Below are 12,198 nucleotides of genomic sequence, written 5' to 3'. Positions count from 1 at the left end.
CCGACGGCAAGCCTGGCCGAGCCTCCGGCCCTCGTCAAGGCCGGACCGGGGACCCGGCCACGGTCCGCAAGGCGTACGGCGAAAGTAGCTGATGACCAGTCAGTTTGCTGCTGTGGTCGAAGAGTTGTGCAAGATCCGAGAACGTGATCCCACGGAGTGCGACCACCCCTACACTGATCGTCGATCAACAGCAGGACGCCTCGGCGGCCGGACGTGCCGCCTTCGCCCCCACCGTCCTGGAGGACCCATGACGACGCATGCCCGCTCCGGATTACGTACGGTGCCACGTACGGTCCTCAGCTCCGTCACGGCCGCCGACGACCGTGCCGGGGAGGGCTGATGGCCCATGACCACTTCCGCCCCGTCTACCATCCAGCAGGCCACGACAACGCGCTGCGCGGCGCGCTCCAGGACCTGCGGACGGGGCGCTGGGTGTCGATGCGGGATCTCCTCGCCGACACCCGCGACCGGTCGCTGTGGACCCAGCGGACCCAGGTCCTCGCGGCGGTCGCGGCCGGCTCGGACGTCGTCAAGGCCTGGCGTGCGGAGGAACCGCACAGCGTCGCCGCTGCCGTGATGCATGCCCGGGTCGCCGTCGAACGGGCCGTGCGCGCGCACCGCGAGGGCCACCACAGGACCCGGGACCTGTGGCACGAGGCCTGGGACGCGTGCGGCGGGACCGCCCGTATGGCGCCGGACGATCCGGTGCCCTGGGTGTGCCTGCTCGCCCTCGCGCAGCTCGACGACCAGCAGTTCATGGAGGAGCACCGGGTGCCCCCGCCCGGGCCGATGCTGCCGCCGGGCCCGTGGGGGCTGCTGGGCGAGGCCGACAAGCGCGACCCCGGCAACCGCGAGGCCTACCACCGGATGCTGCAGTTCCTCTATGTGCGCCGCTCGGGCGCCCTGTCGGAGGCCGTGAACTTCGTGCAATGGGCGGCCTCCACCGCCGCCCCCGGCTCACCGCTGCACGCCCTGCCGCTGTACGCACGGGTGGAGCGCTACCGCAGGGAACAGGGCCACCGCCGGGCGCTGGACCTGCACTGGGTCGCCGAGGACGCCATCCGCGACTCCGTACGGGCGCTGCACGGCTGGTTCGACCACGCCCGGCCCGCCACCAGCTCGCTCCTCGACCTCAGCCATCTCGCCCACGCCCTGTGGGGGGCCCTGCACTTCGAGGAGGCCGGGCGGGTCTTCGAGGCGCTGGGACCGTACTACACCACCGTTCCCTGGACCTACCGCACCGCGGACCAGAACGACAAGGCAGCCACCGAGGAGCTGTTCCTGCGGGCGCGCGGGCGGTGCCTCACGGCGGCGCGCGACGCCCCCGGCAGATGACCCCCGACCGACCCCCGACGGCTCCCCCCGCCTGTCGGCACGCCCCTTCCCGTCCCCCTGATGTGTCCAACTCTCTTCCCCCGGAGGTCCGTCCATGTCCCGTACAGCGTGGTCCGCCAAGGACCAGGCTCCGCCCAGGGATGAGGAACAGCGGCTGCGCGAGCTCGGCTACCAGCCCGTCCTCGCGCGCCGGATGGGAGGCTTCGGCAACTTCGCCATCAGCTTCTCCGTCATATCCATCCTGTCCGGCTGCATGACCCTCTACGGATTCGGGCTGAACACCGGCGGCCCGGCCGTGATGATGTGGGGCTGGGCGGGCGTCGGGCTGTTCGTCCTCTGCGTGGGTCTCGCCCTCGCCGAGGTCACCAGCGCCTACCCCACCTCCGGAGCCCTGTACTACATGGCCGACCGGCTCGGCGGACGACGCTGGGGCTGGTACACGGGCTGGCTCAACCTGCTCGGGCTGCTGGGCGCCATCGCCGGAATCGACTACGGCGCGGCCCTGTTCACCGGCGCCTTCCTCAACCTCCAGTGGGGCTTCGACCCCACCCCCGGGTCGACGTTCGTCATCTTCCTGTGCATCCTGCTGCTGCACGCGACGCTCAACCTGTTCGGGGTACGCCTCGTCAGCGTCCTCAACTCCATCAGCGTGTGGTGGCACCTCACCGGTGTCGCCGTGATCGTCGGCGCCCTCGCGATCGTGCCCGACCGCCACCAGTCGCCCTCGTTCGTGTTCACCGAGTTCGTCAACGACACCGGCTGGGCCAACCCGTTCTACGTGGCGGCCATCGGCCTGCTGCTCGCGCAGTACACGTTCTCCGGGTACGACGCCTCCGCCCATCTGTCCGAGGAGACCTCCAACGCCTCCGTCTCCGCCGCCAAGGGCATCGTCCGCGCCATCTGGGTCTCCTGGATCGCCGGCTTCGTCCTGCTCGCCGGACTGACCTTCGCCATCCAGGACTACGCCGGCACCCAGCAGAGCGCGACCGGAGTGCCACCCGCCCAGATCCTGCTGGACGCGCTCGGCTCCGCGGGTGCCTCGGCGCTGCTCCTCGTCGTGATCGTCGCCCAGCTGTTCTGCGGCAACGCCGAGGTGGCGGCCGCCAGCCGGATGGTGTTCGCCTTCAGCCGCGACAACGCGCTGCCGGGATCCGCCCTGTGGCGCAAGGTCAGCAGCGGCACCCAGACGCCCGTCCCCGCGGTGTGGCTCTCGGTCGGCGTGGCCGCTCTGCTCGCGCTGCCGTCGCTGTACTCGGCGACCGCCTACGGGGCCGTGACCGCCATCAACGTCATCGGCATCACCCCCGCGTACGCGATACCCATCTATCTGCGGCTGCGCGCCGGGGACCGCTTCCAGCCGGGGCCGTGGCACCTCGGTCGCTGGAGCCGGCCGATCGGCTGGATCGCGGTGTCCTGGGTGGCCGTGGTCACGGTGCTGTTCTGTCTGCCGCAGTCCTCGCCGCTCACGGTGAACTCCATGAACTACGCCTCCATCGCCCTGGTCGTCGTCCTCGCCCTGGCCAGCGTGTGGTGGTACGTCGCCCGGCGCTCGTACAGCACGCCGTCCGCGTACGGGAACGACCGCGAGCAGGCGGAGATCGCCGAGGGCATCGTCTGAGCCCGCTCCCCGGCGCGACAGCGGCGGGCCCGGGTACGCGTCGAACGGCGCGTACCCGGGCCCGTTCGTCCCCCCGCTCGCCCCGGTTCGTTCCCCCGTTCGTTCCGTGTGATCCGTGGGCAGGAACACAGGCAGCGAGTCGCAGGCGAGGGGCAGGAGCGCGCGATCATGGAGCGGCAGACGAACTGGCAATTCCTCGACGACCGGGGCCACTTGGCGACGTCCGACCGGCGGCCGGAGAAGGTCGTCACCTACATACAGGCCGGAGCGACCCTCTGGGAGCACGGCATTCGATCCGCCGGACTGTTCGGCTCGAACCACGACGGTGACGGGCCGGACCCCGTCAAGGCCGGATCGCTGCCGCTCGACGGCATCGACTACCTGGGCTCCGGCGCCGCGCTCGACGCCGAAGCGCTGCTCCGTGGCGCGCCCGACCTCGTGGTCGCGGTCACCTACGGCGGCGGGCAGGTGTACGGGATCGACCCCGAGGCCGCGAAGCACGTCGAGGAGCGGGTGCCCCTGGTCGTGCTCGACGTCGGCCAGGGCCAGTCCCTCGCCGACGTCCGGGCACGGTTCGCCGCCCTGGCGCGGGCCCTGGGCGCCGCCCAGGACACCGCGGGCGCCATCGCCCTCGCCCGTGCCGTCAACCGGCTCCGGGCCCTGGCCCGAGGGGCCGCCGTCCGCCGCCCGGCCCTGCTGGCCCTGTCGCCCGCGTCCGCCGACAGCGCCTATCTGGCCAAGCCGCCGTCCTGGCCCGACCTGCGCGAACTCACCGCGTTCGGCCTCGACCTGGTGTCCCCGCAGGGCGGTCCGAGCGCCAACTGGTTCACCGCCGACTGGTCCGGCATCGCGGAACTCTCCGCCGACGTCCTCCTCGTCGACGTACGCGCCAACGCCCACCCTCTCGACGCCCTTCGCGCCAACGCGTCCTGGCAGGCCGCCGCTTCCGGTGCCCACATCGTCCCCTGGAACCCCGAAGCCCCCTGCAGCGACGGCGCCCACGCCCGGTTCTTCGACCAGGTCGCCGACGCCGTGGAGGCGGCCGGCGGCTGACCGGCTCCGGCAGGCAACCCCCGATGCCACGGCGGCGTCCTCCCGGTCGTGATCGAAGACATGGGACCCTCCGCAGGCGACGACCTGGACGAATCGGAGGGAGAGGTCCTGACCGGCCCGCTCTGGCGGCATGCGCTGTGGGTGGTGGGTGTCACCGCCCTCGGAGTCGGGTTCGGCTGGTTCTCCGCGCTGTCCCGGATCGGCCCCGACGAATACGGTCTGCCCGTGATCGCCCCCGGCCCCTTGCTGCCCTATCTGGCCGCATGGACCGTGGTCGGTCTGCTGGCGGCCACCGCGCTGCGGGCGGCCGCCGCCAGGGTGCCGGTCTACGCTCCGGGGGCCGTCGCCTTCGGGCTCACGTGTCTCGGGACGCGAGTGTCGCTGGGCTGGCGGCCCGAAGCGCCGCTGCTGGGGACGTTGGCGGCCGTCGCGCTGACGGCCGCCGGCGCCTGGTGCCTCATCGCCCTGCGCCCGGTGCCCGGCAGGCGGCCCGCGCGTTCCTGAGCCCTCCGGCGACCGGTCGCCGGACCGCGGGGCCCGGCTCTACCGGGGAGTCGTGGGCAGGGCCGCCAGTTCCCGCAGCGCGGCCCTGACCCACTCGATCCAGAACCGCTCCAGATCGATCCCGCCCCGCAGCACCACATGACGGAGCCGGTCCTCGACCGTGTCCCGCTCAGGCGGGAAGTGGCGCTTCTCGATGTCCTCGTACTCGGCCAACTGGCCTTCGTGCAGGGCGAGATGGCGGCGCAGCTCCGCCTCCAGCCCCTCCGTGCCCACGACGGCCGCCGCCCGCATCCGCAGCAGCAGGGCGTCGCGGATCGGCTTCGGGTCCTCGGTCCTGCCCACCCACGCGGTCAGCTCCGCACGGCCCGCGGGCAGGACCTCGTACTCCTTCTTCTGGCCCCGGGCGGGCCGGTCGGAGGGCAGGGCCCGGATGTGCCCCGCCTCCTCCAGTTTCCCCAGCTCCCGGTAGATCTGCTGATGCGTGGCGGACCAGAAGTAGCCGATCGACCTGTCGAAGCGCCGGGTCAGCTCCAGCCCTGACGACGGCTTCTCGAGCAGGGCGGTGAGGATCGCGTGCGGGAGTGACATGACCGCATCCTAGGCAGGGGCGCGGGGCCCTAGATCGCCGCCGCCAGCCGCGTGCCCTGGTCGATGGCGCGCTTGGCGTCGAGTTCCGCCGCCACATCGGCGCCGCCGATCAGATGGACCGTGTGCCCCGCCGCGCTCAGCTCGTCGTACAGGTCACGCCTCGGCTCCTGGCCCGCGCAGAGCACCACCGTGTCCACGGCGAGCGTCGTCGAGGCGCCGTCGACCGTGAGGTGCAGGCCCTCGTCGTCGATCCGGTCGTACGTCGCCCCGGCGACCATCGTGACGCCCCGGTGCCTGAGCTCCGTGCGGTGGATCCAGCCGGTGGTCTTGCCGAGGCCCGCGCCGACCTTGGACGTCTTGCGCTGCAGCAGATGCACCTGACGCGGCGGCTTCGGCCGCTCCGGCGCACGCAGCCCGCCGGGCGTCGCGTAGCCCGTGTCGACGCCCCACTGCCGGAAGTACGTCTCCGGGTCGAGGCTCGCGCCCTCGCCGCCGTCGGTGAGGAACTCCGCGACGTCGAAGCCGATTCCGCCGGCGCCGACGACGGCCACGCGCTCACCGACCTCCGCGCCGTCACGCAGCACATCGAGGTAGCTGACGACGCTCGGGTGGCCGACGCCCTCGATCGCGGGAGTACGGGGGGTGACGCCGGTGGCGACGACGATCTCGTCGTAGCCGGTCAGCAGCCCGGACGTGACGTGGGTCCCCAGCCGCACCTCCACTCCGCGCAGCCGGAGCTGCGTGCGGAAGTAGCGGAGCGTCTCCTCGAACTCCTCCTTGCCCGGCACCCGCTTGGCGATGTTCAGCTGCCCGCCGATCTCCTCGGCGGCGTCGAAGAGCGTCACCTCGTGCCCGCGTTCCGCCGCCGACACCGAGAAGGCGAGACCGGCCGGCCCGGCCCCGACGACGGCCAGGCGCTTCTTCCTCCGGGTGGGGGAGAGGACCAGCTCGGTCTCGTGGCAGGCGCGCGGATTGACCAGGCAGGAGGTGATCTTCCCGCTGAAGGTGTGGTCGAGGCAGGCCTGGTTGCAGCCGATGCACGTGTTGATCGCGTCGGCGCGGTCCTCGCGGGCCTTCGCGACGAACTCCGGGTCGGCGAGGAAGGGCCGTGCCATCGACACCATGTCCGCGCGGCCCTCGGCGAGCAGTTGCTCGGCCACCTCGGGGGTGTTGATCCGGTTGCTGGTGACGAGCGGCACCGAGACCGCCCCCATCAGCTTGCGCGTCACCCAGGTGTACGCCCCTCGCGGCACCGAGGTCGCGATCGTCGGGATGCGCGCCTCGTGCCAGCCGATGCCGGTGTTGATGATCGTCGCGCCGGCCGCCTCGATCTCCTTGGCGAGCGCGACGACCTCGTCGAACGACGAGCCGCCGGGCACCAGGTCGAGCATCGAGAGGCGGTAGATGATGATGAAGTCCTCGCCGAGGCGCTCGCGGGTGCGGCGGACGATCTCGCGCGGGAAGCGGGTCCGGTTCTCGTACGAGCCGCCCCAGCGGTCGTCGCGGCGGTTGGTGGCGCCGGCGATGAACTCGTTGATGAGATAGCCCTCGGAGCCCATGATCTCGACGCCGTCGTAGCCCGCGGACTTCGCCAGCTCCGCGGCCCGTACGTAGTCCTCGACCGTCTGCTCGACCTCCTCGTCGGTGAGGGCGTTCGGCACGAACGGGCTGATCGGCGCCTGGAGCGCGCTGGGCGCGACGAGCTGCGGGTGGTACGCGTACCGGCCGAAGTGCAGGATCTGCATGGCGATCCGGCCGCCCGCCTCGTGCACGGCCGCGGTCACCGTGCGGTGCTGCGCGGCCTCCGCCTCGGTGGTGAGCTTGGCGCCGCCGTCGTACGGCCGTCCCGCGTCGTTGGGGGAGATCCCGCCGGTCACGATCAGGCCGACGCCCCCGCGCGCACGGGCGGCGTAGAAGGCCGCCATGCGCTCGAAGCCGTTCTCCGCCTCTTCCAGGCCGATGTGCATCGATCCCATCAGCACCCGGTTCGGGAGCGTGGTGAACCCGAGGTCGAGCGGGCTCAGCAGATGCGGGTACGGGCCCGGGGTGGGGGTCGGGGTCATCGGGGGTTCCTCCTCGCGCAACGGGCGTCGACCCCCTTTGTAGACGCCGGACCCCTCGTTGTGCAACAAGTTGCACAACGAGGCCGGGGTGAGATGCGCTACGCCGGCACCGCCCAGCGGCCCAGCTCCTCCGCCGTCCGCGGCCCCGGGGCGTCCGCGGCCAGCAGCCCGTGCGCACGCAGCACCTCCGCCGCCGCCATCGCCCACGGCCGCCGCAGCCGCGCCGCGTCCAGCAGCTCCCCGTCGGCCAGCAGCCCGGCGACCGGCCCCGTCCGCAGCCCCGAGGGGGACAGCACGGCGGCGTCGTCGGCCCACCGCAGTGCCAGATCCACGTCGTGCGTGGCCATCACCACGGTCGTACCGCCCTCCCTGAGCCGTCCGAGCACCGCCAGGAGGCGCTCCTGGCCGTGCGGATCGAGCCCCGCGGTCGGCTCGTCCAGGACCAGCACCCGGGGCCGCATCGCCACGGCACCCGCGATCGCCGCCCGCTTGCGCTGCCCGTAGGAGAGGAGATGCGTCGGCCGGTCCTCCAGCGCGGCGATGTCCAGCGCCTCCAGCGCCTCGGCGACCCGCGCCCGTACCTCCTGCTCCGGCAGGCCCAGGTTCATCGGCCCGAACGACACGTCCTGCCCGACCGACGCGGCGAACAGCTGATCGTCCGGGTCCTGCACGACCAGCTGCACGGTCGTCCTGAGCCGGGTCAGCCCCTTGCGGTCGTACGTCACCGGCTCGCCGTCCAGCAGCAGCCGGCCCTCGGCGCACCGCAGCCCGCCGCTGAGCAGCCGCATCAGGGTCGTCTTGCCGCTGCCGTTGCGGCCGAGCAGCGCCAGCGACCGGCCGGCGGCCACGGCGAAGTCGACGCCCCTGAGCACCGGCGGGCCCTCCGCGTACGCGAATCCCGCGCCGGCCAGCTCCACCACGGGCGATGTGTTCACAGGACGGACCTTTCCAGGACGAAGGTGAGGGCGACGATCCCGGCCAGCAGCCCGGCGGTGGCCGCCAGGAAGCGCGCGGACACCGTCGCCTGCGGCACCAGCACGCGCAGCGTCCCGTCGTAACCGCGCCCGGCCAGGCCCGTGTGGAGCCGCTGGGCCCGGTCGAAGGCCCGCACGAAGGCGGTGGCGCCGAGCCCGGCGAGGGAACGCCACGTGGCCGCCCGGGAGGTGTGCCCGAGCCTGGCGGCCTGCGCCTCACGGATCCGGTGGACCCCGTCCAGCAGCAGGAAGCTGATGCGGTACATGACGAGCGCGACATCGACCACCGGCGCCGGAACACCCGCCCGTACCAGTCGTGGCAGGACGTCGGAGACGGGAGTGGTGAACGCGAACAGCAGCACGCCGAGCGAGGCGGCCGACGTCCGCAGCAGCAGTTCGCCCGCGTGCACCGGGCCGCCCGGCGCGAACGCCACGAAGCCGTCCGGGCCGCCGACGGCGAACAGCAGCGGCACCGCACCCGTCACGCAGAAACCCAGCGGAACACGCCACGCCCGCCACAGCTGCCGCGGCGCCACCCCTGCCGGGCCGAGCAGCACCGCGAGCGCGGCGGCGGCGACCAGCACGGCACCCGGCCACGGCGGCAGTGAGATCGCACAGACCGTCAGCCCGAGTCCCAGCGCCGCCTTCTCGCAGGGGTGGCGGCGGCGCCAGCGACTGCTGTGCGCCGCCGCGTCGATCGGCAGCATCGGTGATCAGGCAGCGGGACCGTCGGAGGGGACGGCTGCCCGCGACGCGTCCCCGGGAGCGGCCGCCGCGGCACGGGCCTCGCCCTGACGGCGGCCCTTGCGCAGCCCGAAGTAGTAGGCCAGGACCCCCGCGCCGAGCGCCGCCTGCAGGGCGAACAGCGCCGATTCGACCTCGCCGGACGGGGGCTCGTACAACGGGGAGAACCACGGCTCGTAGTCCGGCGCGATCTCGGTGATCGCCGTCTCCGCCTCGGCGTCCGCGCCGGCGAAGGGCTCCTCCTTGTGGTCGCCCAGTCCCAGCACGAGCGGGAACACGGCCAGCGCGGCCACGATCACCAGCAGCAGCGTGTTGATCTTCGCGTTACGGCTCATCGGACCGCGGCCTCCTTCTTGTTCCCACCCTGGAGCAGCACACCGAGCCGGGTCAGCTCACCCTTGCTCGACTGGACGAGGAGACGCATCACCAGCACGGTGAGCAGGCCCTCGCTGACCGCCAGCGGGATCTGGGTGATCGCGAAGATGCCGCCGAACTTGGCGAGTGCGCCGGCGAAGCCGCTGCCCGGGTCGGGGAACGCCAGCGCCAGTTGCACACTGGTGACGCAGTACGTGGACAGATCCGCGACGAACGCGCCGAAGAACACGCTCACCATCAGCGGCAGTTCGAACCGCCGCAGCAGCCGGTACACCGCGTACCCGGCCCAGGGCCCGACGATCGCCATGGAGAAGGCGTTGGCGCCGAGCGTGGTGAGCCCGCCGTGGGCCAGCAGCAGCGACTGGAACAGCAGGGTGATCGTGCCCAGTACCGCCATGATGGGTGGTCTGAACAGGATGGCGCCGAGTCCCGTACCGGTCGGATGGGAGCAACTCCCGGTCACGGACGGGATCTTCAGCGCGGAAAGGACGAAGGTGAAGGCCCCGGAGGCGCCGAGCAGCAGCGTCGACTCGGGATGGGCCTTGACCTCACGGGTGAGCGCCCGGACGCCGTGGACGACGAAGGGGGCGGACGCGGCGCCCCAGGCGGCCGCGTGCAACGGGGGCAGATACCCCTCGGCTATGTGCATGGTCGGGAGACCCTCTCCAACACCTCGTGGATGGACAACGCGCCTTGGCCGGTCTCCTGGCTGACGGGTCAATCCGCCCGGGCTCCGCCTTCCCGGACGCCGCGGTCTCCCGCGGCGGTCCAGTGGCTTCCTTGCGGATGGAGCCGGACTTCCCGATCACAGTGGCGAGGGCCGCACCGGTACCGCACCGGTTTCCCGTTCACCAAGGCGGTGCGACATTAGTGCTTTGACCAGGTACATCACAAGCCGCGCACGGATGCGCGCCGTCACACCTTGTGGTACGAGTACGCTTCCTCGGCCGCCGCCTCCACTTCGTCCAGAGCGCCGCCCGCCGCCGCGGTGACCACCGCGGCGACCGCGCCCTCGACGAACGGCGCGTCCACGAGCCGGGTCCCCTCCGGCAGTTCGCCGCCCTCGGCCAGCAGCGACTTCACCGTCAGCACGGCGCTGCCGAGATCGGCCAGTACGGCCACGCCCGCGCCCCGGTCGACCTCCCGCGCCGCGGCGGCGATCAGCTCCGAGCTGGTGCCGAGCCCTCCGTCCGGCAGCCCGCCCGCGGGCGCGAGAGGCACCGAAGCGGCGCCCCCGGCGAGGCCCCGCGCGAGTTCGGCGACGGACACGGCGAGCTGAGCGCTGTGCGACACGAGGACGATGCCGACCTGACCCGCCGCACTCACCGCGCCACCTCCTCGAGCGCCGCGATCAGCAGCGCGGAGGACGTCGCCCCCGGGTCCTGGTGCCCGATGCTGCGCTCGCCCAGATAGCTCGCCCTGCCCTTGCGCGCCAGCATCGGCACGGTCGCGAGCGCGCCCTCCTCGGCGGCCGCCCGGGCGGCCGCGAACGACTCGTCCAGCGCCGCGGCCGCCGGCTCCAGCGCGTCCAGCATCGTCTTGTCCCCGGCCTTGGCGCCGCCGAGCTGGGCCACGGCGGCGATCCCGGCCCGCAGGGCTTCGCCGAGCTGCGCCGGGGACACCTCGGGATCGTCGCCCAGGGCCTTGCCGGCCCGCCGCAGCAGCGTCCCGTACAGAGGGCCCGAGGCCCCGCCGACCGTCGAGATCAACTGCCGTCCGGACAGCGTCAGTACGGCGCCCGGGGTGTCCGGCGCGTCCTTCTCCAGAGCGGCCGTCACCGCGGTGAAACCGCGCTGCATGTTGATGCCGTGGTCGGCGTCCCCGATCGCGGAGTCGAGTTCGGTCAGCCGGCCGGCCTCCCGGCCCACGGCGTCGGCGGCGGCCGTCATCCAGCGGCGGAAGAAGTCCGTGTCGAGCACAATGTCTCCTTCGTTTCCCATGGTCAGCGGCCCCAGCGCAGTCCGGGCGTCGACACGGGGGCGTCCCACAGCCGCAGCAGTTCCTCGTCCGCCTCGCACAGCGTCACCGAGCAGCCGGCCATGTCGAGCGAGGTGACGTAGTTCCCGACCAGGGTCCGCGCCACCGGCACGCCGCGCTCGGCCAGCACCCGGTGCACCTCCGCGGTGAACCCGTACAGCTCCAGCAGCGGTGTCGCTCCCATCCCGTTCACCAGCGCCAGCACCGGACTGGACGGCTGCAGGTCCTCCAGGACGGCGTCCACCGCGAAGTCCGCGATCTCCCGCGAGGTCATCATCGGCCGTCGCTCACGGCCCGGCTCGCCATGGATGCCGATCCCCAACTCCAGCTCGCCGGACGGCAGGTCGAACGTGGGCGAGCCCTTGGCCGGCGTCGTGACCGCGCTGAGCGCCACACCGAAGCTCCGCGAGCGCTCGTTGGCCCGGCGGGCGACGGCCTCGACCTGTTCCAGCGGTGCGCCCTCCTCGGCCGCCGCACCCGCGATCTTCTCGACGAACAGCGTCGCGCCCGTCCCGCGCCTGCCCGCCGTGTACAGACTGTCCGTGACCGCCACATCGTCGTTGACCAGCACCTTGGCGATCTGGACGCCCTCGTCCTCGGCGAGCTCCTGGGCCATGTCGAAGTTCAGCACGTCGCCGGTGTAGTTCTTGACGATGAACAGCACCCCCGCCCCGCTGTCCACGGCGGCCGCCGCCCTCGCCATCTGATCCGGCACGGGCGAGGTGAAGATCTCGCCGGGGCATGCCGCCGAGAGCATCCCGGGCCCGACGAAGCCGCCGTGCAGGGGCTCGTGCCCGGAGCCGCCGCCCGACACCAGCGCCACCTTGCCGGCGACCGGCGCGTCCGCCCGCACCACGACCCTGTTCTCGACGTCCACCCTCAGGTCGGGATGCGCCGCGGCCATCCCGCGCAACGCGTCCGCGACGACCGTCTCGGGGACATTGATGAGCATCCTCATGGGAACCTC

13 protein-coding genes and 1 riboswitch are annotated in these 12,198 nt (G+C 72.6%); of the genes, 4 read left to right on the top strand and 9 right to left on the bottom strand.

Annotated elements, in window-relative coordinates:
• Positions 1–339: 339 nt before the first annotated feature.
• From OG766_RS01740 to OG766_RS01725, 4 genes are all read left to right on the top strand, one after another.
• Complete coding sequence (locus tag OG766_RS01740) at positions 340–1,335, top strand: hypothetical protein (protein WP_328724362.1); 996 nt, start codon at positions 340–342, stop codon at positions 1,333–1,335.
• A gap of 94 nt (positions 1,336–1,429) precedes the next feature.
• Positions 1,430–2,953, top strand: coding sequence for an amino acid permease (locus tag OG766_RS01735; protein ID WP_266377319.1), 1,524 nt, complete (start codon positions 1,430–1,432; stop codon positions 2,951–2,953).
• Positions 2,954–3,121: 168 nt separating this feature from the next.
• Positions 3,122–4,006 (top strand): ABC transporter substrate-binding protein, encoded by an 885-nt coding sequence (locus OG766_RS01730; RefSeq protein WP_328724361.1) that lies wholly within the window; start codon positions 3,122–3,124, stop codon positions 4,004–4,006.
• Positions 4,007–4,066: 60 nt separating this feature from the next.
• Complete coding sequence (locus OG766_RS01725) at positions 4,067–4,510, top strand: hypothetical protein (protein WP_266377325.1); 444 nt, start codon at positions 4,067–4,069, stop codon at positions 4,508–4,510.
• Between the two features lie 39 nt (positions 4,511–4,549).
• Here the strand turns inward: OG766_RS01725 and OG766_RS01720 are convergent, their stop codons facing one another.
• From OG766_RS01720 to dhaK, 9 genes are all read right to left on the bottom strand, one after another.
• Positions 4,550–5,098: a PadR family transcriptional regulator gene (locus OG766_RS01720; RefSeq protein WP_266377328.1), complete on the bottom strand. Its 549-nt coding sequence runs from the start codon at positions 5,096–5,098 to the stop codon at positions 4,550–4,552.
• A 29-nt stretch (positions 5,099–5,127) separates the two neighbouring features.
• On the bottom strand, positions 5,128–7,161 hold the full coding sequence (locus tag OG766_RS01715; RefSeq protein WP_328724360.1) for an NADPH-dependent 2,4-dienoyl-CoA reductase: 2,034 nt from the start codon (positions 7,159–7,161) through the stop codon (positions 5,128–5,130).
• A gap of 98 nt (positions 7,162–7,259) precedes the next feature.
• On the bottom strand, positions 7,260–8,096 hold the full coding sequence (locus OG766_RS01710) for an energy-coupling factor ABC transporter ATP-binding protein (RefSeq protein WP_266377334.1): 837 nt from the start codon (positions 8,094–8,096) through the stop codon (positions 7,260–7,262).
• Entirely contained in the window at positions 8,093–8,842 is a 750-nt protein-coding gene (cbiQ, locus tag OG766_RS01705; RefSeq protein WP_266377337.1) for a cobalt ECF transporter T component CbiQ, read from the bottom strand. The genes OG766_RS01710 and cbiQ overlap by 4 nt, the downstream gene beginning before the upstream one ends.
• Before the next feature lie 6 nt (positions 8,843–8,848).
• On the bottom strand, positions 8,849–9,214 hold the full coding sequence (locus OG766_RS01700; protein WP_266377340.1) for an energy-coupling factor ABC transporter substrate-binding protein: 366 nt from the start codon (positions 9,212–9,214) through the stop codon (positions 8,849–8,851).
• Positions 9,211–9,903: an energy-coupling factor ABC transporter permease gene (locus OG766_RS01695; RefSeq protein WP_266377344.1), complete on the bottom strand. Its 693-nt coding sequence runs from the start codon at positions 9,901–9,903 to the stop codon at positions 9,211–9,213. Before OG766_RS01695 ends, OG766_RS01700 begins: the two co-directional genes overlap by 4 nt.
• 29 nt (positions 9,904–9,932) lie before the next feature.
• Positions 9,933–10,152, bottom strand: a riboswitch (cobalamin riboswitch).
• 17 nt (positions 10,153–10,169) lie between these two features.
• A complete protein-coding gene (locus tag OG766_RS01690; RefSeq protein ID WP_266377346.1) occupies positions 10,170–10,580 on the bottom strand; it encodes a PTS-dependent dihydroxyacetone kinase phosphotransferase subunit DhaM in 411 nt (136 codons plus the stop codon).
• A complete protein-coding gene (gene dhaL, locus OG766_RS01685; RefSeq protein WP_266377349.1) occupies positions 10,577–11,173 on the bottom strand; it encodes a dihydroxyacetone kinase subunit DhaL in 597 nt (198 codons plus the stop codon). Before dhaL ends, OG766_RS01690 begins: the two co-directional genes overlap by 4 nt.
• 23 nt (positions 11,174–11,196) lie before the next feature.
• A complete protein-coding gene (gene dhaK / locus OG766_RS01680; RefSeq protein ID WP_328724359.1) occupies positions 11,197–12,189 on the bottom strand; it encodes a dihydroxyacetone kinase subunit DhaK in 993 nt (330 codons plus the stop codon).
• Positions 12,190–12,198: the final 9 nt, after the last annotated feature.

The sequence above is a fragment of the Streptomyces sp. NBC_00259 genome, from assembly GCF_036181745.1.
In the GTDB taxonomy this organism is placed as follows: domain Bacteria; phylum Actinomycetota; class Actinomycetes; order Streptomycetales; family Streptomycetaceae; genus Streptomyces; species Streptomyces pratisoli.
Note: the sequence above shows the minus strand (reverse complement) of the source record. Positions and strands in the feature narration are given on the sequence as shown.

Bases quoted from the DNA above. Each gene is read 5' to 3' on its own strand.
- OG766_RS01715 (WP_328724360.1), bottom strand. From the start codon at position 7,161: ATGACCCCGACCCCCACCCCGGGCCCGTACCCGCATCTGCTGAGCCCG.
- OG766_RS01720 (WP_266377328.1), bottom strand. From the start codon at position 5,098: ATGTCACTCCCGCACGCGATCCTCACCGCCCTGCTCGAGAAGCCGTCG.
- OG766_RS01725 (WP_266377325.1), top strand. From the start codon at position 4,067: ATGGGACCCTCCGCAGGCGACGACCTGGACGAATCGGAGGGAGAGGTC.
- OG766_RS01695 (WP_266377344.1), bottom strand. From the start codon at position 9,903: ATGCACATAGCCGAGGGGTATCTGCCCCCGTTGCACGCGGCCGCCTGG.
- dhaK (WP_328724359.1), bottom strand. From the start codon at position 12,189: ATGAGGATGCTCATCAATGTCCCCGAGACGGTCGTCGCGGACGCGTTG.
- OG766_RS01700 (WP_266377340.1), bottom strand. From the start codon at position 9,214: ATGAGCCGTAACGCGAAGATCAACACGCTGCTGCTGGTGATCGTGGCC.
- OG766_RS01730 (WP_328724361.1), top strand. From the start codon at position 3,122: ATGGAGCGGCAGACGAACTGGCAATTCCTCGACGACCGGGGCCACTTG.
- OG766_RS01735 (WP_266377319.1), top strand. From the start codon at position 1,430: ATGTCCCGTACAGCGTGGTCCGCCAAGGACCAGGCTCCGCCCAGGGAT.
- OG766_RS01740 (WP_328724362.1), top strand. From the start codon at position 340: ATGGCCCATGACCACTTCCGCCCCGTCTACCATCCAGCAGGCCACGAC.
- cbiQ (WP_266377337.1), bottom strand. From the start codon at position 8,842: ATGCTGCCGATCGACGCGGCGGCGCACAGCAGTCGCTGGCGCCGCCGC.